Origin of the sequence: Fontivita pretiosa (assembly GCF_050410795.1) — a bacterium.
Classification (GTDB): Bacteria; Planctomycetota; Phycisphaerae; order Tepidisphaerales; family Tepidisphaeraceae; genus Fontivita; species Fontivita pretiosa.
Window position 1 is genome coordinate 256,424 of sequence record NZ_CP191258.1, and the last position, 22,635, is coordinate 279,058.

Here is a 22,635-nt window from a genome sequence, read left to right on the forward strand (position 1 = left end):
CGAATACCATGACGCAGGAAGATCTTCTGGCCCGGATCGGGCAACAAACCGAAGAGACCGAGTTCTACACGCCGATGCCCGAGGGGTATCGGCCCGGACATCATAAGTACGTCATCGTCGTCGGCACCGTCATGTCCGGGCTGGGCAAGGGGATCTTCTCCTCTTCGCTGGCCAAGCTCCTGAAGGACAAGGGACTGAACGTGGCGCCGATCAAGATGGAGGGATATCTCAACATCGATTCGGGCACGCTCAACCCCTACCGCCACGGCGAAGTCTTCGTTCTGGATGATGGTATGGAGACCGACATGGACCTGGGCACGTACGAGCGGCTGCTCGACCAGGACCTGTCCGCCGCCAACTTCACCACCAACGGCCAGATCCTCTCCAGCGTGCTGAAAAAGGAACGCGAGGGCGAGTACCTCGGGCGAGACGTGCAGGTGATCCCCCACGTCGTCGGCGAGGTGAAGCTGAAGCTGCGCGAGCTGGCCGCCAAAAGTCAGGCCGACGTCGTGTTTGTCGAGGTCGGCGGCACCGTCGGCGACTACGAAAACGCCTTCTACCTTGAGGCCTGCCGGCAGCTCGCCTACGAAGAAGGCGAGAATTCAACGGTCTTTGTGGCTCTGACGTACGTGCTCGAGCCCGGCACGCTGGGCGAGCAGAAGTCCAAGGCGGCGCAGCTCGGGATCAAGCGGCTGATGGAGGTGGGAATCATGCCGCACATCATCGCCTGCCGCGCCAGCAATCCGGTCAGGGACAAGGTGCGTGAGAAGATTTCGATGTACACCAACGTGCCGATGCGCCGCGTGGTCTCGATGCACGACGTGGAGAGCATTTACCTGATTCCCGAGGCGCTGCGCGAACAGGGGATGGATCTTGAGGTGCTGACCCTGCTGAACCTGCACAGCCGCGTCAATCAGCGCCACGAGGATCGCGCCCGCGCCCGCTGGATCTGGTTCGTCGAACGCATCGGCAAGGCCACGCGCAGCGTCAATGTCGCCGTCACCGGCAAGTACACCGCCCTGCGGGATGCCTACGCCAGCGTGATCAAGGCCTGCGAGCACTGCGGCGTGCATCTGGGCGTCAACGTGCATCTGGACTGGCTGGACACCACCGAAATCGACGCCTCCAACGTGGCCGAGCGACTGCGCGACGCGCACGCGATCATCGTGCCCGGTGGATTCGGCGTCCGCGGCACCGAGGGCAAGATCGAATGCATCCGCCACGCCCGCGAAAACCGCATCCCATTTCTGGGGCTGTGCCTGGGCTTCCAGATGGCCGTCATCGAATACGCCCGCAACGTCTGCGGAATCCCCGACGCCAACAGCTCCGAATTCGATCCGAACTGCAAGAACCCGGTGATCGACATCCTGCCTGAGCAGAAGAAGATCGAAGGCCTGGGCGGCAACATGCGTCTGGGTGGAAAGGATATCGAGCTGAAGCCCGGCTCGCTGGTCAGCAGGCTGTTCGACAATGCCACGCGCATCCGCCTGCGCTTCCGCCATCGCTACGAGGTGGACCCGAAATACGTGCCCATCCTTGAAGAACATGGGCTGATTTTCAGCGGCAGGCATCCGACTCAGCCGATCATGCAGGTGCTGGAGCTGCCGCAGGCGATTCACCCCTTCTTTCTGGCCACGCAGGCGCATCCGGAGCTGACCAGCCGTCCGCTGCGGCCTCAGCCGATGTTCATGGGCCTGATCCGCGCCGCCATGACATTCGCTGAACAACAGCGTCGCCCGGAACCGCAAGCGGTGTAGGGCGACCGGGGCGACCTCATCCGCCGGGATGAACCCGCGCGGGCGGGCTGTCACGGCTCGCGGATCGTCCAGTAGTTCACTCGCTGCACGCTGCTCAGTTGGTAGGTCTGCTGGCCGTCGGCGCTGGCGTATCGTGTCATCACATGCAGTCGGTCGCGCGCCATCCAGTAGGTTCCCTGAAGCTTGCCTTCCACGAACAGCTCCAGCCTGTGGGCGTCTGCGTCCTGGCCGGCGTAACGCACCTCTGCCTGCACCGGCTGGAAGGCTGTTGCCCGATTGCTCTTCTGGTCGGGAAGCAGCAGGAGCTTGAGAGTCTGAGGATTGTCAAAGTCGAAACCGCGAAGCAGCAGCGGCAGGCTGTTAAATGCCGCCAGCGCCTTTCCACCGTCGCGCACCTGTCCGCTGACTCGCCCGGCCTCAGGCATGTAGCTGAACGACCAGTAATTCCATGATCGTCCCTCCGATCGTCCGTCGTTCGACTCCAGCAGGTACTGCTTGAAACTCGTGCCGCAGAATTCCTGGCTGGAGCAGTCCAGTCGCGTGAGCACCATCCCGCCGCTGGTCAGGTGCGCCGTCGTGAGATACTTGTAGTCGTAGTTGGGCGTGGGGATGACCTCGACCTGATTGAATTTCCAGACCTCGATGGTGCTGGTGCTGCGCTCGGCTTTGGTCAGGGTTGTCGTGTCGTGCAGCTCTTTGTTGGTGAAGAAAATCGCCTGATAGTCGCGCGGCTTGCCGTAGATCACGCGGGAAGCGGCGTAGACAGCCTTTTCCACCAGACCGTCGTGCCAGATGCGGTCAGATTGCCAGTCGTCAGCGCGTGCGAGATTTGCCAGCAGCAGCGGGCCAAAACAGATGCTACAACAGAGCAGCAGACGGCTCATAGAATAACTCCCGAAGGCCAGGAACCTGTGCTGGAATGCGGTTTGCACAGTTTCGCCTGGTGCGGCTGTAACCACCAACGCCGGAGACACAATATGCCAGGCTCACGCTATGTGGTGAAAAAAATCGGCGACAGGTATGTGCCCGTTCCGCAGGAGGATTCCGGCAATTGGGCCGCCTGGACGATCGGCGGCACCGTGCTGGCGGGAATCGGGCTGCTGCGACGCGGATTGCCCGGCTGGATTCTGGCGCTGCTGGGCGCGGGGATGATCTACCGCGGCGCAACCGGTCGCAATCCGCTGGCGGAGCTGTTTGCCAGCCCGGCACGGCCAGAACCTTTTCCGTCCGCACAGCAGCAGGGTCCGTCGCACCAGCACGACTTCGACGTCGATGCCGAGCAGAAACCCGCCGACGCGATCGACGAGGCGCTGATGGAGACGTTTCCCGCCAGCGATCCCCCCGCCCACACCGCCACCACCGCAACCGGATAGCTGCAATCGTGAGGGCACTTGCGACCAATCTGCGCGGCGATTCAGCCCGTCGCCCCGACAAGCTGCCGCTCGTAGAGTTGCTGATAGGTCTGGCAGGTTCGCAGCAATTCGTCGTGTCGGCCGCGACCGACGATCCGGCCACGGTCCATCACCACAATCGTGTCGGCGCTGAGGATGGTATTCAGTCGGTGTGCGATCACAAACGTCGTGCGCTCATGCATGAGCCGCTCGATCGCCGTCTGGATCAGATGCTCCGACTCAGCATCGACCTGGCTGGTGGCTTCGTCGAGGATGAGGATAGGGGCCTGCCGGAGTATGGCGCGGGCGATGTTGATCCGTTGCTTCTGCCCGCCGGACAGTTGCCCGCCCAGACCGTCAAGCGGCGTGTCGTATCCCAGCGGTTTTTCCATGATGAACTCGTGGGCGAAAGCGCGTCTGGCCGCGTCCTCGATCTGTTCTCGCGTGGCCAGGGGCAGGCCGTAGGCGATGTTCTGCGCGATTGTGCCCGGGAAAATGACGCTGTCCTGAGTGACGATGGCGATCTGCCTGCGCAGGCTGCGCAGCGTGACGTTGCGGATATCGATGCCGTCGATGGTGACCCGCCCGCGGTCCGGATCGTAAAACCGCGGCAACATCGCCAGCAGCGTCGTCTTGCCTGAGCCATTCCTGCCAACGATGGCGACGGAAGCGCCTTTGGGAACGACCAGATCCACATCGAGCAGGGCTGGACTGCTCGTGTTGGGATAAGAAAACGTCACGTGCTCGAAACGGACTTCACGCTGGATCGGCGGGAGCTTGATCAGCGTGTCGCGACGCACCCCCGCAAGCGTGGTGGCTTCGCCTCGACCGCTCAGTCGCGACGCCACGCGCGGGCGTTCAACCGGAACGTCCAGGGTTTCGAAGATGCGTGCCGCGGCGGCGTTGGAGCGCTGAATCACGTTGTTCAACTTGCTCAGTCGTCGCGCCGCCTCCCCGATCGTCACCAGGCACGCCATGATCAGCATGAATCCCGGCACATTCAGCGATTTGTCCACGAACATGAGGTAGGCGGCGAAGATGAGCACGCCGCCAGCGACCCACATCGCCGCCGTCTCCATGACCGGCGTGGAAATCGCCTCGTAGCGCGCCATCTTGAGCTGCTGTCGTCGCAGGCCGTCCATGATCGAGGCGTAGCGGCGGCGCTCGAAGCGTTCGGCGTTGGCGGCCTTGACCAGCCGGATTCCGCTGAGCGATCCTTCGATCTGTCCGAGCATGGCACTGCTGCTTTCCAGTGCTGCGCGGCTGGCACGACGCATCTTCTTGCCGAACTTTTTCATCACCACCGCCAGCACCGGCGCGAACAGGACGATGAACAGGGTCAGACGCCAATCGATCGCGATCGCCACCGCCATCGCCATCGCCGCCCGGATCGGCTCCAGCACACTCTGGCCCAGCAGGATTTTGAACCCGTCCTGAAGTCCCTGGCAGTCCTGAATCAGCCGGCTGGTGACATCGCTGGTGCCCTTGAGCCCGAAAAACGCCAGGGGGATGTGCAGCACGTGGTCGTAAAGCCGTTTGCGGATGTCGTTGACGGCGTTGATGGCTGCCAGGTCGGAGAAGAATTCGTGGAAGAAGCGAAAGACATTGCCGATCGCCGCCAGTATCGCGATCGCAAGGAACAGGACCGCGATGGCCCCGACCGGGTGGGTCGGCACGTACGACGCGGCGGTGCGCGCCAACTGCCAGTACCACGCCGGCGGAACACCCGGGCTGAGGGGAATCTGCGATTCGACCCACTGCTGCACCGACTGGCCCTGAATCAGAACCTTGAGGATCGGATAGATGGCGCCCAGCCCCGCGGTCATGATCCCGCCGGTCAACACGGCGCAGCAGACGGAGATGATGACCAGTCGCCGGTAAGGCCCCAGGAACCGGCAGGCGCGCCGGAAATCCCTGTGCTTGCCCTGTTTTGCTCGGCCATTCCAACTCATGTTTCAGGGGTCTGATGGACGATAAAAGAATTTATCGGACTTTGTTCGACAACGCTGTATATATACCCGCAAGCGGCTGTAAGGACGAATCACGCTAGACCCAGGACATGTCCCCCGCCATTCCGTTATCCTCGCCGGATATCACGCAGCGCGAGATCGACGCGGTGATCGATGTGCTTCAAACGCCGACGCTGTCGATCGGCCCGAAGATTCAGGAGTTTGAGCGACACGTGGCGCGGATCGCCGGACGCAGGCATGCGGTGGGCGTATCCTCAGGCACGGCCGGCCTGCACTGCGCCATGCTCGCCGCGGGCATCGGCCCCGGCGATGAGGTCATCACCACCCCGTTTTCGTTCGTGGCATCGACCAATTGCATCCTGTATGTCGGCGCCACCCCGAAATTCGTCGATATCGATCCTAAAACGCTGAACCTGGACCCCGATCAGCTACCGCGTGCCTTGTCGCCCAAAACCAAGGCGATCGTGGCGGTGGAGGCCTTCGGGCATCCCGGGGGCATGCCGGAAATCGAGCGTTTCGCCAGACAGCACGAGCTGATCCTCATCGAAGATGCCTGCGAGGGCTTCGGCGGCAGGATCGGGCAGAGGCCCATCGGCTCGTTCGGTCGCGCCAGCGTGTTCGGCTTCTATCCCAACAAGCAGATCACCACCGGCGAGGGCGGGATGATCGTCACCGACGACGACACCCTGGCCGAGTTGTGCCGAAGCCTGCGAAACCAGGGCCGTGACGGGATGGGCTGGTTGTCGCATCAGCGGCTGGGATACAACTATCGGCTCAGTGAAATCAATGCCGCGCTGGGCGTGGTGCAATGCGAGCGGATCGACGAGATCCTGGAGCGCCGTCGCCGGGTGGCACACGAATACATGTCGCGGCTGATGGACAATCGCTATTTGATCCTGCCGACGCTTCAGCATGACACGCACATGAGCTGGTTTGTGTTCGTGGTGCGGCTCAGCGATCTGTTTGAGCCGGGAGATCGGGATCAGGTCATGCGCGCGTTGCGATCCGAGGGCATCGGCTGCAACAACTACTTCCCGCCGATTCACCTTCAGCCGTACATCTCGGAGCGTTTCGGCTTCAAGAACGGGGATTTCCCGATTTGCGAGTACGTCTCCTCGCGCACGATCGCGTTGCCGTTTTTCAGTCGGATGACCCGATCGCAGATTCATCGCGTCTGCGACGTGCTGGAAAGCGCGATGGAGCGTGTGCTGACCGGTCGGCGAGAGCGGCTCTGACCGCCTCGACTATGTGTCAAATTGTCATGCAGCAAACGTTTGCTCTCGTGTTTTTATGGCACGCCCTGATTCGCCATCAGTGGTTTAATCGCCGGCCCTTTTTGTCGATTTTCCGGACAGCGAGTTGACATTCATTCGGATGAAGATAGGCTACTTGACGTGTCGGGGGCACTCCCCGAAGAAGGTTCCCCCCCTCCTTCTTCACCCCCCGACACTTGCCATCATCCGATATGATCTGAGAACCCGCGGCCATCGTCGCGGGTTTTTTTATTTCTGCCGCCGCAGCTTCGTTACCCGCCCGGTTGAAATCCACTCCGCAACGTACAAGTCCCCTCGCGAATCCACGCAGCACGCGTGCGGCGAGTTGAACTTCCCGGGCTGAAGCTGGTCCTGAATATTCGGCCAGCCCTTTGTCCGCGGCGCGTCGGGATTGTCGCCCAGATGTGTGATCAGCTTGTCGTCGCGGTCGAAGATCGTCACCCGCGCATCCAGATCTGGGATGTACATGTCCTGCCCGAACTGGAAGAAGCAGCACGGTCGGCGAAGCTGGTCGGTAATGAAGCCGACGTGCTGCCCGTCGAGCGTGAACTTCTGGATGCGATTGTTCCCGCGGTCGGCCACGTAAAGCACCGGGCGCGATCGATCTCGCGTATCCACCCACCCGCCGTGCGGGCACTTCAGCCTGCCCGGTTCCGAGCCTTCGCCGCCGAACGAGTCGATGTACTTCGCGTCCGGACCGTAGCGATGGACCCACGGCTTGCCATAGCCGTCAAAGACGTAGAACGTCCCATCGGGCGCGACACATACGTCCGTCGGGTTGAACTCCGACTCGCTGCGATAAATGTCCGGCCGCGGCGGCGCGCCCATCCGCCAGATTTCCCGGCCCTCCAGCGTCGTCTTCACCACCAGATGCAGCACGTGATCGGTGAGGTAGAGGAACTCGCCTTGGCGCTCCTTCGAGAGAAACAGCCCGTGTGCGCCATCCTTGAATTCGGCGCCCCACGAGCTGATGAACTGCCCCTCACGGTCGAACACGCACATGGCATCAGGGCTGGTGTTGAAGATGTAGACGTTGTCGCGGGCGTCGGTCACAACGCCGTGCGTCTTGCCGAAGGCCCTGCCCTCAGGGAGCCTGGCCCATTTGCCGTCCCATTCGAAACGATGCGCACCGCAGCCGAGAGTCATGATGTTCCTCCTTCCAGGGAAACGACGCTGCTGAGATACGCAGCATACAGAGTCTGCGACGCGAATACGACCGCCAGGTGCGATTGCGCAATCACGCAAACAAGCTGGTGGGCGTTGCTGCCGACGCCGGTCACGGAATCCTGGCGGCGTTCGTTGCGTGACGGGTGCCTCGCGCGGCCATTCTCAGTGTCTGAAATGCCGTTGGCCGGTGAAGATCATCGCGGCACCGGCCTTGTTGACCACGTCGATGGTCTCCTGGTCGCGCATGGCGCCGCCGGGCTGGATGATCGCCGTCACGCCTGCCTCCAGCAGAAGCTGCGGGCCGTCGGGGAAGGGGAAAAACGCATCGCTGGCGGCGACGGCGCCTCTGGCGCGCTCGGCGGCCTTGTATACCGCGATCCGCGCCGCGTTCACACGATCAACCTGCCCGCCGCCGATCCCCACCGCCATCCGGTCTTTAGCGATGACGATCGCGTTGCTCTTGACGTGTTTGCAGGCAATCCATGCGAGCTTGAGGTCGCGCAGCTCCTGAGCGGTGGGCTGACGGCTGGTGACCAGCTTCCACGACGCCTCGTCGATGCCGAGCAGGTCGCGCTGCTGTGCGAGGAATCCTCCGACGATGCGATGCATCATCAGCTCGTTCGGATCGAACGTAGCCGCCGCCGAGTGCGCTGTGCCGCGGGCAAGCGGCCCAACCTCCAGCAGCCGCACGTTTTTCCATCGGGAACGCAGCAGCCGAAGCGCATCCTCGTCAAAACCGGGCGCGACGATCACCTCCAGCAGCTTGTCGATGCCGGTGATGGCCTCGGCGGTGGCAAGATCGACCGGCTTGTTCAGCGCCACGATCCCGCCGAATGCTGCCAGCGGATCGCCGTCGTAGGCATTCCTGAAGGCGGTGGGCAAGTCGTCGGCGGTCGCATAGCCGCAGGGCGAGGCGTGCTTGACGATGCACGCCGTCGGCGTGTCCAGTTCCTTCACCGCGTTCAGCGCCGCGTCGGCATCCAGCAGATTGATGTACGACAGCGCCTTGCCGTGAAGTTGTTTGGCGAAGGCCACCGACGCCTCATTCGGCTGCCTGCCGACCAGCAGCGTCGCCTTCTGGTGCGGGTTTTCGCCGTAGCGAAGGTCCAGCGCCTTGTGCAGGTTCAGCACCAGTCCGGCGCTGTCCAGCCCGCCGGCGCTGGCCAGGTAATTGGCGATGTACGAGTCGTACTCCGCCGTGTGCGCGAACGCCTGCTGCGCCTGCTTGAGCCGGTGCTTGCCGCAGCAGCTTCCCCCATGCTCGCGAAGGTCGCCCAGCACCTTCTCGTATCGATCCGGCGAAGTGACGACCAGCACCCAGCGGTGATTCTTGGCCGCCGAGCGGATCATGGCCGGCCCGCCGATGTCGATGTTCTCGATTGCTTCCTCGAACGTGACATTCGGCTTGCGGATGGTCTGCTCGAAGGGGTAGAGATTGATGCAGACCAGGTCGATCGGCCTGATGCCGTGCTTTTCCATCGCCGCCACATGCTGGGGATTGTCGCGTTGGGCCAGCAGCGCGCCGTGGATCGCCGGATGCAGCGTCTTGACTCGCCCGTCCATCATTTCGGGAAAACCGGTGAGCTGCGACACATCCGTTACGGGCAATCCGTGGTCACGGAGAAACCTGGCCGTGCCCCCGGTGCTGATCAACTCAACGCCAAACTCCTTGTGCAGCGCCGTCGCAAACTCCGCCAGTCCCGTCTTGTCCGAAACCGACAGCAGGGCGCGTCGAATGGGAACCAGATCCGCCATAGGGCGATAGAGTTTCGCCATCCGGCGACGAATCGCAAGCCAGGGCGTGTTGCTGGCCGGCGTGGCGGGAGACGCGGGCCGGCGGCGTCACTCCACTGTCACCGTCAGTTCGGCGCCGTTGCGCGGAAGCTGCGTCCGTGTGACTGTGGTTCGTCCATCGACACTGGCGCTGACTTCGTATTCGCCGCAGAATCCCCGCACCAGCGCCTGCCCGCTGTGGTCGGTTGTGGCCGTCGCGTCGGTCTTCCACTGTCCGTGAACCAGGTCGATCCACACCTGCCCGTGCGGGCGAAGTTGCCAGTTGCTGTCGAACAGCGCGGCGTCCGGGCGCCAGTGCCGGCCTTCCCAGAAGCCCCACAGCATGATCCCATGCACATTGGGATGCGAGAGAACCGCTGTCAGATAATCGCGCATGAAGTCGGCCTGAAGCTGGCGGTCGGAGATGTTGATGCTCAGCTCGGTCGACTCGATGGGAAGTCCGAACTCACTGAAGCGATCCAGGATCTTGAGCATGTGTGCCGGCGGAGTGACATCCAGCCCGAAGTGCGACTGGATCCCGATGCCGTCGATCGGCGCGCCGCTGTCGATCAGGTAACGGATGGCGTTGTAGAAATGATCCTGGTGCTGGCGGTTGGTCCCACCGGCGCACAGAATCTCATAATCATTCAGGAACAGCTTGCACTGCGGATCGGCCTGGCGGGCGAGCTGGAACCACTCGATCATGACTTCGGTCCCCAGGATGTCCATCAGGTCGTGGTTGTTGTACGGTTCGTTGATCACATCCCAGTGGATGAGCTGGCCCCTGAAGTGGCTGACCAGCTCGCTGATGTGGGCGGCGGCGCGGCGGCGCAGCTCCGGCGGATCGTTCTCGTAGTTCCTCAGGTCGCGTGGCAGCCAGCGCCAGCTCGGCCAGATCAGGCAATGCCCGCGGATGGCGATATTGCGCTCTCGAAGCCAGCTCACCGCCTCGTCCACCCGCGGTGGCACGCCATAGTACGTCTGCGGCCATTTCATGTCGTTCTCGAAGACCGCCCGGTTGAACAGCCGCTCGAACGTCTCGCGATAGATACGGTTGTCCGGATCCGGGCCGAGCAGTTCCTCGGCATCGACCGCCGAGCCGAAGCCGAAGGCATGACGCAGCATCCTGGCACGCACCTGCGCGCCGGGGATCGGCCGGCCCGATGCGTCCTGCACCTTCACCCGCAAATCGCCTTTGCGAATCTGCTCGATCCGCTGCTGCGCAGCGGCGCGCCAGTCGGCGTGGTCCTCGCGGCCAGCGTAGGTGATGCGCGTGCGCGGAAGCTCGTCCACGCTCACCGACTTGCCGTAGTTGATCAGCTCCAGTCCCCCGATCTCGATCGTCTGTCGCTCAAAGCCCAGCCGGAAGCAGACCTGCGCATCGCCCGGGCCGTAATCACGCAGCGCGCGGAACGGCACCTCGTACTGCTGCCAGTGACTGTTGCCGCTGGCGCGCACTTCCACGCACTTGTCCCAGCCGGGTCGGGCCAGCTCAAACAGAAAGGTCGTGAACCCTTCACCTGTCTTGGATTCGATGCAGCGGATCCAGAACCTGGCCAGCAGCACGTCGCCGGCCTTGATCGTGCCTGCCAGGGGCGCGCGGATCTGCACGTTCCATTCCGTGCGTGCCGTGGCGCGGGTCTGGGCGCGCAGCGCCTGCTTGAAGGGCTGGCCCTCGACCGGCACGACGCTCAGCCGCCCCAGCGACTGCTCAGCGCCGTGCAATTCGAACTGCCCCAGCCGAACCGAGCCCACTTCCAGCCTCAGCACCGGGCGCGTCCGGGAATCATTCACAGTTGTAGACATAAAAGTGCACTCCAGGAACCGCGCAAGGCGATGGCGTTTGAGACCCCCTGCCTCGCGCCACGCGCCTGACCAGGTCACGGAAACGCCGGCGACGACGAGATGTTCTTCAGGGGAACATTGATGTACTTGCGCAGGAAATTGGTCACATCAGGGTCATCAGGCCTCTTGTTCTTGTTGTACTTGAAGCTCTCGACGTGGAAATCCGCCATCAGCACGTTTGCCCCCGTGTCCTTGAAATGGCGGAAGCGGATCGTCTGAGTGTTGTAGATGCTGTCGGTGTTGGCCATCTTGACCGGGTCGGCCTCGTTGGTCTGCGCCAGCATGTTGATGCTCTTGCCCGGATCGAGCTTGCCCTCGCCTTCCAGCAGATAGCTGTCCTGTCCGTTCCACCCGTACAGCGCGCCGTGGTCGATGTGCCCGGCCACGGGCGTCTCCCAGCGCACGTGCCAGATCGCCGGGCTGGTCGACGTCGGCCAAGGCTCATAGGCCAGCGGCGCGTCGAAGATCAGTGCCTTCTCGGCGGCGTTGGAAATCTGCGACAGCTTCCAGTTGCGCAAGTACCCCTTCTTGCCGCCGGAAACCGCACCCGGCCCGACAACGCCCGCGGCGGGGAACATCCCATCCGGCGATGCGCCACCCACGTAGGGCATGATCCGTGGATGGCACATGTAGTGCACAGTGGCCGACGAGGTCTGCTGCGTGGTCGAGTCGGTCGGCGCCGACGGACACTGGAACGCCTCGCGCAGGCGGGCGACGTTGCCTCCGCCCGTGGCCGCGTCGATGAAGTTGCCCCCGCTGCGACTGGACATCACGTTCTGAAGCAGCAGATTCCACCGCGTGGCGCGGCTCTGATAGTTGACGCCCGGCGGAACGTAGGACGAGCCGTCGGACCGCCGGTCAACCCCCGACCAGGTTCCGTACGGAAGAACCCCGCGGTTCAGCGACGCATACGTCGCCAGCGCCTGACCGATCGATCGGAGGTTCGCCTGGCACTTGACGTTGTTGGCCGATTCGCGCGCCCGACCCAGCGCCGGCAACAGAACGGAGATGAGCACCGCGATGATGCCGATGACCACCAGAAGCTCCACGAGCGTAAAGCCACGGCCACGGACTGGTGGTGCGTGTCGTCGGCGTTGCAGTTGGCGATACCACATGGCGCGACCTCCACAAAACGGGTTTTTGGATCTCCCGCCTCCGGTCCAACAGTCAGCACCTGTCGGCGCGGCGGCGGCGAGGCCGACGCAGCGAACAGGCCACACCCAAGAGCGCACCCAGCGATGCAGGTTCCGGAATAACTCCCGCCTGCACCGCCCGCAGCGCCGCCAGGTACTCACCACCGAACATCCGGGCATGCTCGGCGATCAGCGCCTCGGCCAGAGGACCAGCCTGATTCACATACGCGTTGTCGATCAGGGCATAGTCCGTCGCGTCGATCACACCCGAGTAGTCAAAGTCCCCGTTGATCCAGCCACTGAGACTGTTGACGTACCCGTTGTCGATCAGCGAGTAGTCGGTGGCGTCGATCGAGCCACTGAGGTCAGCATCCCCGAAGTAGGTGAACTTCACCAGCACCTCCGTGCCGACCAGGCCGCTGACACCGGCGAAATCGGTGTAGATCGGCCCGCTGCCTCCCACCTGAGCCAAGTCATTCAGCACGACGCCCAAGCCATACAAGAAGCTGCCGGCGGTGGTGTTCTGGACATTGGCCTGCGTGCTGCCGATGCCCGGGCCAAGCCAGTCGAAGTTCCCGCCGTTTTCAAGGGCGGTCTTGATCTGCGCCGTGGCGGTTGCCAGGCTGCCGTTGTTGATGATCAGGCTGTTGTTGTTCAGGTCGAGCCGGGCGGCCGGGTCGATCACCAACGCATCCACCCGCGTCGTGCCCGTAGCGCTGTTGGCCGTGGGCTTGGTGCTGATTCGCAACTGCCCGGCGGCGACGGTGAGCGTGCCGGTATTGATCTGCTGGAACTGCGCCACGCCGGTGCCGGCCTTGTTCAGCGACCGCCCGGCCGGGGTCGCGATCACCGGCCCGGTGAAGTTCAGCGTCGCCCCGCCGGCCACCGTCAGGAACAACCAGTTGTTCAGCGTGATCGGCGCCGCGATGGTGTGGCTGCCGGCGCCGGCGATGATCGAGGGCGCGCCATTGCTGGCCTGCATCGTGATCGTCGCGCCCGAGAGCGTGTATCCAATCGTGCTGGAGAACGTCATCGTGCCGACGGTCTTGGGACTGTCGACCGTCACGGCATAGCGGTTGGACGCAACCGATCCGAAGTTGGCCGAGTGATCCACGCCGTTGGGCACGCCGCCGCTCCAGTTGCCCGCCACCGACCAGTTGCCGTCCACGTCGCCCGTCCAGTTGGTGCTGACCGCCGACGAGCTCACGCTCAGGTCGATCGACGTGTTGGCGGTGTTGTTGATCAGCGTCAGTGAAAACCCGCTGACAACCGAGGTAGCCAGCGCGAAGCGGGCGAACAGCGGATCGGTCAGTGCGGTTCCGGCGTAATCGACGAGCGTGAACGTGCCCGCGCTCATTCCGCCGATATCCGTGATGTTGAAGTTGACAGTGCCGGTCCAGGGGTTGGAGTTGTTGGCGTTGACGGCAAATCCCAGCCCGTCGGGCGCGGTGACGATCAGCCGGTCGGCGCCCGAGCTGCCCAGCTCGAAGTTGAGGTTCACCGACCCGCTGCTGACGTTGACGCTGCCGAATACGAGCTGGTCAACCGTGAGCGTGCCGATGCCGTTGGAGCCTGGGGAGATGTTACCGGCGTTGTAGACGTTGACTCGTGCGTTGATCGTTCCGTTGCCACCGAGCACCGCCCCGCCTGCCACCGTGTAAGTCCCCCCGCCGCTGTGCGTGCCGTTGACGATGAGCCGGCCGGCGTGGATGTTGGTCACACCCGAGTAGCTGTTGTTGCCCGTCAGCGTCAGTGCGCCGTCGCCAAACTTGTTCAGCGCCCCCGATCCGGAGATCGCGCCGTTGACAACGAGGTTGGATTGAGGCGGCGCGACGCGCACCGAGGTGTTGTTGTTCAGCGCGACCGGCGCGTTGATCACGTGAGTCACATTCGTGCTGGTGCCGCCGTTGACGTTGATCCACGACTGCCCTGCGGCCGACTCCATAGTCAGCGTGCTGCCGGCGAAGGTGTAGGGCGTTGGGCTGGCGATCGTCAGCACACCGACAGTCTTGCCGCTTTCGAGGTTGACGGTCTGAGCGGCGGCAATCGAGCCGAAGTTCGCGACGGCGTCGGCGGCATTGGGCGCGCCGCCGATCCACGGGCCCGTGCCCCAGTTGCCGCTGGAAGCGCTGTTCCAGGTGCTGGTCGCTACCGTGCCGACCTGGAATCCGCCCAGCATCGTCCAGGATTGCGATCCGCCGGCATAGCCGTTGGCCCATTCGTAGAACGTGACGCTGCCACTGGCGTCGGCGGTCACTTTGAAGGTGCTGGAGTAGGCGTATTCGTTGGCCGGCGGGACCGGGCCTTCCCAGGTGATTCTCGGCCCCAGAATCGAGGAATTGAGCGGCTCCGGCGGGTTCATGAAGATGAAGCCGTCGCCGGTGTCGGTGTAGCCGTAGGGTTGTGGGTTGGCGGCGCCAAAGATCATCTGCCCGGAGCTGAACGGGTCGTACGCAAATCCGGTGAAGCTGTAGGTCTGATTCGGATCCAGCCCGGAAATCGTGATCACCAGCGGATTGGAGCCAAGTCCCAGGGCAGTATCCCGCTGTGCAAACAGCGAGTCGCGATACATATCGCCGAAATTCGCGGTGCCGCTGGGCGTGCCACGGTCGCGGCTGTTCAGCGAAATCGCCTGCGTGCCGGCGGCGATGCTGACGGTGATGGCACCGGAGGCGACGGAACCGGTGCTGAAGGTCTTGCTGATCGGCGTGGAGACCCCGGCGTTGACGGTGGGGTAGCCGCCGTGATTACCCGATGGCGATCCGCCGCCGGTCATCGGCAACTGCACGCCATCGCCACCCTGCGTCAGCGTTCCGCCCCAGGGCGACCAGGTGAAGCTGGTGCCGAGCACGGGGCTGAAGACCGGCTGGTTGGCCGTTCCGTCCCAGCCCAGGTTGGTGGCGTTCTGCGAGAGGATATACCCGCCGTTCAGATCGACCGAGAGGAACGAGCCGGTCTGAGCATTGGCCAATGAACCTGCGGCGACCGCACCCACCGCGGCGGCCAACAGCGCGCCAACCCTGCCGGCCCGGCCTGACTTGCTGCTGCGCTTGAGCATAACGAACCCTCCTCAAAAGATGTCCGACTGCCAGAAGCCACCGACGCGATCAACCGGTGAGCCGACGTGCGACGAAGCAACGCCGTTCACCAATAGGTAAACGATTACGTATTCTTACCGAACCCGTCGGACCTGTCAACGAAAATCACAGAATCCAAACCCGGCCCAAGCCACACCCCCGCCGCGCCGGCACACGCATGCTGCTGGCTCGCGCCCGCTCTGACCGGCGCGCAAACGGCTTGGTGGCGGAGGCTTGGGTAGGTGCAATGCGCCCAACCGTTCGCACGCGCGCGTGGCGGCGGATCGCTGGCTTGCCAGTGCGTCGGCCCGTATTATTCCGCATCATGCTCTGTGCGCAGGTTGAATCGGTCGTGGAATCCCAGGTTCACTGGTGGGTCGCCGCCGTGATCGTGTTGCTGGGACTGCTGGTCTATGGCTTTGGTGACTTGAAGCGCTTCAGTCTCAAGCGTGCCTGGGCCGTCTCCAGCGTGTGCTTCGCCGAGTCGATCCGGCGAAAGGTGCTGTGGATCACGCCACTGGCCATCCTGGGGGTGATCGTCGTCTCGCAGCTTCAGAAGCCGATCGACGAGCAGGACGCAATTCGCCAGACCATCAAATTCAGCCTTTTTGCCACCGGGATGGTGGTGACGATCACCGCGATCATCCTGGCGTGCACCAACCTGCCGCGGGAGATCGACAATCGCGTGATCTACACCGTGGTGACCAAGCCGACGACACGGCTGGAGATCGTGGTCGGTAAAGTGCTGGGTTTTGCGCGGGTGTCGGCGGCGATCCTGCTGATCATGGGGGTCTTCAGCTTTCTATACCTGCACGCGCGGGCCTGGAGCATGCGCCGGGACATCGTCGCCCGGCTGGAAGCCGGCGCCGTCGATTCGGCGTCCAGACCAACGCTGGAGTACTGGGCGGCGGCCGGACTGCTCAATTCCCGCACGATCGAGCAGCCTGACGGACTGGAGGTGCTGGCGCGTGAGCCTGTGGCGGGCGAGACGCGCAAGTGGTTCTTCGGCTCGGATGAGGGCGAGATGCTCGTACCGTTTGCGATCTCCGAGCAGGCGCTGATTCCTCCCGGCGCCGAGGGCGCGCCGCCGGGGGCCGCCGGGCTGTTCGTGCATGTGCGAGTGGGGTTTGGCGCCAGCCGTTATGTCGATCAGTCGCAACAGGAGCAGCAAAGTCAATCGGACCTGCCGCCAGGAATCGCTGCGCCGAGCACCGCGACCACTGCGCCCGACGCGACGTCCACAGGATCATCCACACCCCGCACGCCCCAGACTGCTCAGCTCGCTATTCAGATCCTCGATCAGAACCTGAACAGCTTGGTCGATCCCAGGCAGCTCAACAACGGCCAGGCGATCACGCTGAACGATCCCAGCGGGCAATCCGCTGCAATAGTCCATATCCCCCCGGAGTTGATGGGCAACCTGCTGAAGACGCGGCGGCTGTATGTGAACCTGACGGGCATCAGCAGCGGGGTGGAGTACTTTGTGGACACGAGCAGCGATGCCAACGACCCGCTGAGCCATCCGGTGTGCCTGATCGTGCCCAGCGTCTCGCCAACGGTCCAGCCGAACATCATCGCGCCGATGCCGATCGAAAGACCCGACGGGCGGATCGAGCCGGCCCGGCCACTGCTGCGGGCGCGCAGCGGAACCTACGGTCAGCAGCTTCGCGGCGGTCCGCCGGATCGCTCGCCAGTGGCGATTTACAAGTTCCGTGATGCGGCGCCGGCGACAGTGGGCGTGCAGGGTGTGGCCTTCGAGCTGCGCGTGGGGATCGAACGCAGCAGCGACGATGACGCCAACGCCGAACCCACGCGACTCCAGATCACCGTTGTCGATCCCTATAACCCCGAGATTCGCTCCACGCCCGTGCTGGTCTATCCGGAGAACAATCGCACCGCCTACTTCAACCTTCCGGCGCCACAGACGAGCGGCGGAAACTTCGATGTCTACATTCGCAATCTCACCGAACACCACTACGTCGGCCTGCTGCCCGCTTCCCTGTCGATGATCTCCTCCGTCGAGAGCTTCGACTGGAACCTGGCCAAGAGTCTGCTGATCCTGTGGATGCTCTCGGTGCTGGTGGTGATCATTTCGGTGTTCTGCAGTACGTTCCTTTCCTGGCCGATCGCGATCGTGCTGACGCTTGTGATCCTGCTTGGGCACTGGGGCGTGATGCAGCTTGGGGATGCGACAGCGCCGGGAATTGGCAACCTGGTCGCCACCGACCTGGGCTTCCGCGAGGCCAGCCAGGCCAGGGTCGTCAGCGCCTCGGTGGAAGCGATGGCGCGACTGCTCAACGCGCTGTCGAAGGTGTTGCCGGACATCGGGCAGTTTTCGGCGATCGAAGACATCGAGCGCGGCGTGACGATTTCCGCCGCCAGGCTGCTGTCTCCGCTGGCAGTCCTGGGCGCGTTTGGACTGCCGATGATGGTGTTGAGCTATGTTTTCCTGAGGAACAAAGAGGTCGCGCCGTGAACCGCACCAGCAGATTGCCGATCGTCGTCGTGCTCGTCGTCTCGCTTGTGGTGGCCGTGCTTGCCAGGCAGTGGTCGGCGGTGGCGCGCATGTCGTCCGGCTCCGGCATGGTCGCCACCGCGACGGCCAGATCCTCCGCCGCGGGGTTGGCGCGCATGAACAGCTACGCTCTGGCGCTGCTGCTGGGCGGGCTGCGCGGTCCGCTGGTCATGATCCTCTGGCCAAGCTCCGAGGAACAGAAGGCCCGCAAGCAACTGGAGGATTTCGACACCAAGATCGAATGGATTCGTCTGCTCCAGGCCGAGTTCGACACGGTGCACATCTTTCAGATCTGGAACAAGGCGTACAACATTTCGGTGCAGATGGCGAACCTGGGCAACAAGTATCGCACGATTCTGGATGCCCTGGACTACGCCCGCAGCGTGGACGCCGAGCGCCCGAACAACATCAACATCCTGACGGCGATCGGGCAGGTCTATTTCGACAAGCTGGGCAACAGTGCCGAGAAGGTTTACTACCGCCAGCGGATCCGCGAGGAGTCGATGGCCCGCCAGGACCAGGTGCGCGTGACGATCCCGCCGCAGAAGCGAGCCCTGCTGACGGAGCTGGCGCTGGCGCACGGAGTTCCACGAAGGCGAATCAGCTTCAGCACGCCCTCCGGCGGCGCGGAGGCGGGCAGTGTCTCGATTACCCTGCCCAAGCCGATTGTGGAAAAAATCCGTGCGGAGATTGAGGGGCCGGGAGTCAGCTTCCAGGATCGCCCGTACATGCCGCAGGATCGCCGCGGCCCCGGCTGGCAGCGCACCGAGCTGGATCCGCTGCTGGATGCCAATGGGAACCTGCTGCCGCAGTTGCTGGAACCGCGCGTTCCGCGCCCGCCGTCGCTGCCGGCCAATTCCGACTGGCAGGACGGCAGCGAGCTTCAGTACCTCAGGCGATTCGAGCCATTCCCCTACGGGGTCTCGCCGTTCGCGCTGGCGTACAACTACTACAAGCGCTCGCAGGTTCTGATGGAGGTCAACAAACAGAAACACGCACAACTCAGCGATCTGGTCATCGACAGCCGGCCGGCACTGGCCCTGAAAAACTGGTCGGAGGAGGAGTGGGAACGTGGTCGGCGCGCCGAGCTGGAGGCTTTTGCGCTTCGCATCCCGTCCGAACGCCTGGATATGGAGCTTCCGACGGCCGGGCTGAAGCTCGACGCCCCGATCCCCCGCCGCGCGCCTCTAGATGAAGCCATCTACAGCTACCGCCGCTCCGCCGAACTGGTCCTGGACGCCATCACCGAATACGAGCGCCACCTGGCCAATGACAAGACCAACCTGAGCACCTACGAATCGCACATGGACGGACTTCGCGCGCAGCGTGCTCTGACGTTAGGCGATCACCATTACCTGCGGGCGATGGATGCACTGAATCCGTCAGACCAGCAGCGCGCCGAGCAGATTCAACTGGCCAGGCAGAACTACCGGGATGCGGTTCGCCTCAATCAGTTGATGGTGCTGCGGTATTTCATCACGGAAGACATCGCGCAGCGGCTGTTCCCGCCGGGCGTGACCCGCGCCAACATCGCTCAGAAGAACCTCTCATCCGAGCAGATCGAACAACTCTGGAACGGCGTGGCGGCAGTGGTGGGCAGTAACCCCAACACCTTTCAGCATGGCGATGAGTGGATCGAATTCTCCAGATATGTAGACCGCGCCAAGACGCGATTGGGCAACCTGCCGAGTCTGTAAGCCAGTTTGCGCTGCGATCGTGGATGGGTGAGTTTGGGTTATTTCGGTACTGTTTGTCCGCTGGGCAGTTGTTGCCACGATGCCGTCATCGCCGAGCTGTCTGTCGAGCCTCTGCGGATTGCATATTCCCCTGAGCCTATGGATAATCCCCGCTCGCCAGCGCCAGGCACCGCGGCTTGCGGCGCGCGGAGAGAGTTCACACGCCGCGGTCGCTGCGACGCGACTGGCCTAGCACACACCGGGCAACGACGGCGCAGCCGGCGATTCGCGATGCGCCGCGCCCCACTGAGTACCAGGAGCAGAGCATGTTGAATGGGATTCGGCGGACGTTACGAAGGGGGAAAGTCAAGACAGGCTTTTTAGTGGTCATGGCGTGCCTCTTTGCCGGGCTGTACATCTGGCAGCCCAGCCTGGGGCAACTGCCTACAGCCCAGCCGGCCCCCGGCGGCGAAACGCTGCAGGCAGTCTCGGCCGGCGGCGAGGTGGAGCATGGCGGCGCATTCAAGTACTTCAGCCCGCTGCGCGCCGGATCGACCTTTTCGACCGGTGAAAAGATCGCGCTGATCGGCTCGCTGCTGACGGCGCTGGCGGCACTGGCATACGCGGGGATGCTGGTCCGGCAGGTCACCGGCGCCGACACCGGCACGCCGAAGATGCAGGCCATCGCCGCCGCCGTTCGCGAGGGCGCCAACGCCTACCTCGCCCGGCAGCTCAAGGTCGTGGCCATTCTGATCGTCGTGCTGGTCGTGGTGCTGTTCTACAGCAAGTACGTCGCCGGAGGCCTCAACGCCACGGACTACGCGATCGGCCGCGCCTGGGCATTTCTGATGGGCGCCGTGTTCAGCGCGACGGTGGGGTTCGTGGGGATGCGGATGGCGACAATCGGCAACCTGCGCGTCGCCGCCGCCGCACCCGTCGGCTTCGGCAAGGCGCTGATGTACGGCTATCGCTCGGGCACCATCACCGGCATGCTCACCGACGGTCTGGGACTGCTCGGCGGAACCATCATCTTCATGATGTACGGCGAGCACGCCTATGAAGCCCTGCTGGGCTTCGGTTTCGGCGGAACGCTGCTGGCGCTGTTCATGCGCGTCGGCGGCGGGATCTATACCAAGGCCGCTGACGTGGGTGCGGACCTGGTCGGAAAGATCGAAAAGGACATCCCCGAGGACGACCCCCGCAACGCCGCCACCATCGCTGACAACGTCGGCGACAACGTCGGCGACTGCGCCGGCATGGCCGCCGACATCTTCGAGAGCTACGAGGTCACCATCGTCGCGGCGATGATCCTTGGCTGGGCCAGCTTCGGACACAAGGGCGTGATGTTCCCGATCCTGGTTCGCGCCATCGGCGTGATCGGGTCGATCATCTCCACCTACACTGTCCGCGCCGGCGACAAGGGCAACGTCGCCGAGGCCATGAAGCAGATCAACAAGGGTTTCCTCATCGGCTCGGTCATCTCCGTCGTCGGGTTCATCGTGCTGGGATTCTTCTACCTGCGCTTCCACGCCGGCAACGCCAGCGAGTACGTGCTGGCCAACGTCAACAGCCTGCCCGCGTGGGCGAACCTTGGCATCCAGGGGCTGGACATGCGCCCGGCCTGGACGTGCCTGGTCGGCATCATCCTTTGCATCGCGCTGAACCGCACGACCGAGTACTTCACCGGCACCGAGTACAGCCCCGTGCGGGGAATCAAGCGCAACACCGAGACCGGCCACGGCACCACCATCATCGAGGGCTTTGCCGTCGGTTATGAATCGGCGGTCTGGACGGCGGTCGTGCTGTGCGCGGCGATCTACGCGTCGGTGCTGATCTATTCCTCGACGATGGCGGAGCTGAACCCGATCTTCATCGCCTACGGCGTGGCGATGTGCGGCATCGGGATGCTCACGCTCACCGGCAACACGGTGTCGATGGACGTGTTCGGACCGATCGCCGACAACGCCAACGGCATCGCCGAGATGGGCTACGAGCTCAACGACGAGCTGTTCCGCGGCGATGAGCGAAAGCTGAAAGAAGCCAGGCAGATTCTGGCGGACCTGGACGCGGTGGGCAACACGACCAAGGCTGTGACCAAAGGCGTGGCGATCGGGTCGGCGGTGATTGCCGCCGTCTCGCTGTACGCCTCGTTTATCACTGTGATCGGCTCGGGAGGCGGCGGGGAGGAAAAGCCGCTGCCGCTGTCGGTGTTCAATCAGGTCGCCGGGCTGCTCAGCGTCAGCTCGCCGAACCTGCTGATCGGCATGCTCATCGGCGGCGCGGTGCCGTTCATGTTCAGCTCGATGCTGATCCGCGCCGTTGGCCGCGCAGCTTACCTGATCGTCAATGAGTGCCGGATCCAGTTCCGCGACAAGGAGATCTGGGCCGGCACCAAGAAGCCGGACTACGGCAAGGTTGTCAGCATCTGCACGGGCGCGGCGCAGAAGGAGCTGGTGGGTCCGGCGGTGCTGGGCGTGTTCACGCCGGTGTTGGTTGGCTACTTCCTTGGTCCGATCGGGCTGGCGGGCTTTTTGGGCGGGTCCATCGTCGCCGGGCAGTTGCTGGCCAGCTTCATGTGCAACGCTGGCGGTGCCTGGGACAATGCCAAGAAGATGGTCGAGGACGAACCCCGCACCCCCGACACCGGCAAGGGATCCGAAAAACACAAGGCGTCGGTGACCGGCGACACGGTCGGCGATCCGCTGAAGGACACCGCCGGCCCGGCTATCAACCCCCTACTGAAGGTCATGAACATGGTGGCGGTGCTGGGCGTGCCGCTGATGTTGGCGTATGACCTGACGGTGGTGAATCGCGTGAACGAGGCGGCGCGGGCGGCAAACTTCGCGCTGGCCAAGCCGCTGGTTTACCATGGCTGGGACCTGGTGCGGGTGCTGGTCATCCTGGTGGCGGTGGTTCTGATCGGCTGGGCCATCTGGCAGTCCAAGCGTGAGACTGGCCCGGCCAACGCCGTCTCGCCGGAGACCGGTGGCAGTCCCGTGACCGCCAAGTGATTCAACCGCGGCTCGGCACGCCAGGCCGCCGGTCCCGTCGGATCGG

General features: G+C 63.7%; 13 protein-coding genes. 6 read left to right on the forward strand and 7 right to left on the reverse strand.

Going from position 1 to position 22,635, the window contains the following annotated elements; translation table 11 throughout:
- Nucleotides 1–8: 8 nt before the first annotated feature.
- The gene (locus ACQS5P_RS01060; protein ID WP_428939050.1) at nucleotides 9–1,757 is read left to right on the forward strand and encodes a CTP synthase; all 1,749 of its coding nucleotides are present in this window, start codon (nucleotides 9–11) and stop codon (nucleotides 1,755–1,757) included.
- 50 nt (nucleotides 1,758–1,807) lie between these two features.
- Here the strand turns inward: ACQS5P_RS01060 and ACQS5P_RS01065 are convergent, their stop codons facing one another.
- Nucleotides 1,808–2,641: a hypothetical protein gene (locus ACQS5P_RS01065; RefSeq protein ID WP_428939051.1), complete on the reverse strand. Its 834-nt coding sequence runs from the start codon at nucleotides 2,639–2,641 to the stop codon at nucleotides 1,808–1,810.
- Between the two features lie 93 nt (nucleotides 2,642–2,734).
- On the opposite strand from ACQS5P_RS01065, the gene ACQS5P_RS01070 reads away from it, so the two are divergent.
- A complete protein-coding gene (locus ACQS5P_RS01070) occupies nucleotides 2,735–3,130 on the forward strand; it encodes a YgaP family membrane protein (protein WP_428939052.1) in 396 nt (131 codons plus the stop codon).
- Nucleotides 3,131–3,171: 41 nt separating this feature from the next.
- On the opposite strand, the gene ACQS5P_RS01075 is transcribed toward ACQS5P_RS01070, so the two are convergent.
- Entirely contained in the window at nucleotides 3,172–5,100 is a 1,929-nt protein-coding gene (locus tag ACQS5P_RS01075) for an ABC transporter ATP-binding protein (RefSeq protein ID WP_428939053.1), read from the reverse strand.
- Nucleotides 5,101–5,207: 107 nt separating this feature from the next.
- Between ACQS5P_RS01075 and ACQS5P_RS01080 the strand changes: the two genes are divergently transcribed.
- Nucleotides 5,208–6,353 (forward strand): DegT/DnrJ/EryC1/StrS family aminotransferase, encoded by a 1,146-nt coding sequence (locus ACQS5P_RS01080; RefSeq protein ID WP_428939054.1) that lies wholly within the window; start codon nucleotides 5,208–5,210, stop codon nucleotides 6,351–6,353.
- Nucleotides 6,354–6,620: 267 nt separating this feature from the next.
- Here the strand turns inward: ACQS5P_RS01080 and ACQS5P_RS01085 are convergent, their stop codons facing one another.
- From ACQS5P_RS01085 to ACQS5P_RS01105, 5 genes are all read right to left on the reverse strand, one after another.
- Nucleotides 6,621–7,538 carry a hypothetical protein gene (locus ACQS5P_RS01085; protein ID WP_428939055.1) on the reverse strand — a complete coding sequence of 306 codons (918 nt, stop codon included), beginning with the start codon at nucleotides 7,536–7,538 and terminating at the stop codon, nucleotides 6,621–6,623.
- Between the two features lie 183 nt (nucleotides 7,539–7,721).
- A complete protein-coding gene (gene purH, locus ACQS5P_RS01090) occupies nucleotides 7,722–9,314 on the reverse strand; it encodes a bifunctional phosphoribosylaminoimidazolecarboxamide formyltransferase/IMP cyclohydrolase (protein WP_428939056.1) in 1,593 nt (530 codons plus the stop codon).
- Nucleotides 9,315–9,401: 87 nt separating this feature from the next.
- The gene (locus ACQS5P_RS01095; RefSeq protein ID WP_428939057.1) at nucleotides 9,402–11,126 is read right to left on the reverse strand and encodes an endo-1,4-beta-xylanase; all 1,725 of its coding nucleotides are present in this window, start codon (nucleotides 11,124–11,126) and stop codon (nucleotides 9,402–9,404) included.
- Between the two features lie 86 nt (nucleotides 11,127–11,212).
- The gene (locus ACQS5P_RS01100) at nucleotides 11,213–12,292 is read right to left on the reverse strand and encodes a prepilin-type N-terminal cleavage/methylation domain-containing protein (protein WP_428939058.1); all 1,080 of its coding nucleotides are present in this window, start codon (nucleotides 12,290–12,292) and stop codon (nucleotides 11,213–11,215) included.
- A gap of 52 nt (nucleotides 12,293–12,344) precedes the next feature.
- The gene (locus tag ACQS5P_RS01105; RefSeq protein WP_428939059.1) at nucleotides 12,345–15,368 is read right to left on the reverse strand and encodes an autotransporter-associated beta strand repeat-containing protein; all 3,024 of its coding nucleotides are present in this window, start codon (nucleotides 15,366–15,368) and stop codon (nucleotides 12,345–12,347) included.
- A 344-nt stretch (nucleotides 15,369–15,712) separates the two neighbouring features.
- Between ACQS5P_RS01105 and ACQS5P_RS01110 the strand changes: the two genes are divergently transcribed.
- From ACQS5P_RS01110 to ACQS5P_RS01120, 3 genes are all read left to right on the forward strand, one after another.
- The gene (locus ACQS5P_RS01110) at nucleotides 15,713–17,863 is read left to right on the forward strand and encodes an ABC transporter permease (protein ID WP_428939060.1); all 2,151 of its coding nucleotides are present in this window, start codon (nucleotides 15,713–15,715) and stop codon (nucleotides 17,861–17,863) included.
- Complete coding sequence (locus ACQS5P_RS01115) at nucleotides 17,860–19,599, forward strand: hypothetical protein (RefSeq protein WP_428939061.1); 1,740 nt, start codon at nucleotides 17,860–17,862, stop codon at nucleotides 19,597–19,599. Before ACQS5P_RS01110 ends, ACQS5P_RS01115 begins: the two co-directional genes overlap by 4 nt.
- A 305-nt stretch (nucleotides 19,600–19,904) precedes the next feature.
- Nucleotides 19,905–22,589: a sodium-translocating pyrophosphatase gene (locus tag ACQS5P_RS01120; protein ID WP_428939062.1), complete on the forward strand. Its 2,685-nt coding sequence runs from the start codon at nucleotides 19,905–19,907 to the stop codon at nucleotides 22,587–22,589.
- The last annotated feature ends 46 nt before the right edge of the window (nucleotides 22,590–22,635 follow it).

Excerpts from the sequence above, each read along its gene's own strand:
- ACQS5P_RS01110 (WP_428939060.1), top strand. The coding sequence starts at position 15,713 with ATGCTCTGTGCGCAGGTTGAATCGGTCGTGGAATCCCAGGTTCACTGG.
- ACQS5P_RS01060 (WP_428939050.1), top strand. The coding sequence starts at position 9 with ATGACGCAGGAAGATCTTCTGGCCCGGATCGGGCAACAAACCGAAGAG.
- ACQS5P_RS01120 (WP_428939062.1), top strand. The coding sequence starts at position 19,905 with ATGTTGAATGGGATTCGGCGGACGTTACGAAGGGGGAAAGTCAAGACA.
- ACQS5P_RS01075 (WP_428939053.1), bottom strand. The coding sequence starts at position 5,100 with ATGAGTTGGAATGGCCGAGCAAAACAGGGCAAGCACAGGGATTTCCGG.
- ACQS5P_RS01105 (WP_428939059.1), bottom strand. The coding sequence starts at position 15,368 with ATGCTCAAGCGCAGCAGCAAGTCAGGCCGGGCCGGCAGGGTTGGCGCG.
- ACQS5P_RS01085 (WP_428939055.1), bottom strand. The coding sequence starts at position 7,538 with ATGACTCTCGGCTGCGGTGCGCATCGTTTCGAATGGGACGGCAAATGG.
- ACQS5P_RS01070 (WP_428939052.1), top strand. The coding sequence starts at position 2,735 with ATGCCAGGCTCACGCTATGTGGTGAAAAAAATCGGCGACAGGTATGTG.
- ACQS5P_RS01080 (WP_428939054.1), top strand. The coding sequence starts at position 5,208 with ATGTCCCCCGCCATTCCGTTATCCTCGCCGGATATCACGCAGCGCGAG.
- ACQS5P_RS01100 (WP_428939058.1), bottom strand. The coding sequence starts at position 12,292 with ATGTGGTATCGCCAACTGCAACGCCGACGACACGCACCACCAGTCCGT.
- purH (WP_428939056.1), bottom strand. The coding sequence starts at position 9,314 with ATGGCGGATCTGGTTCCCATTCGACGCGCCCTGCTGTCGGTTTCGGAC.
- ACQS5P_RS01065 (WP_428939051.1), bottom strand. The coding sequence starts at position 2,641 with ATGAGCCGTCTGCTGCTCTGTTGTAGCATCTGTTTTGGCCCGCTGCTG.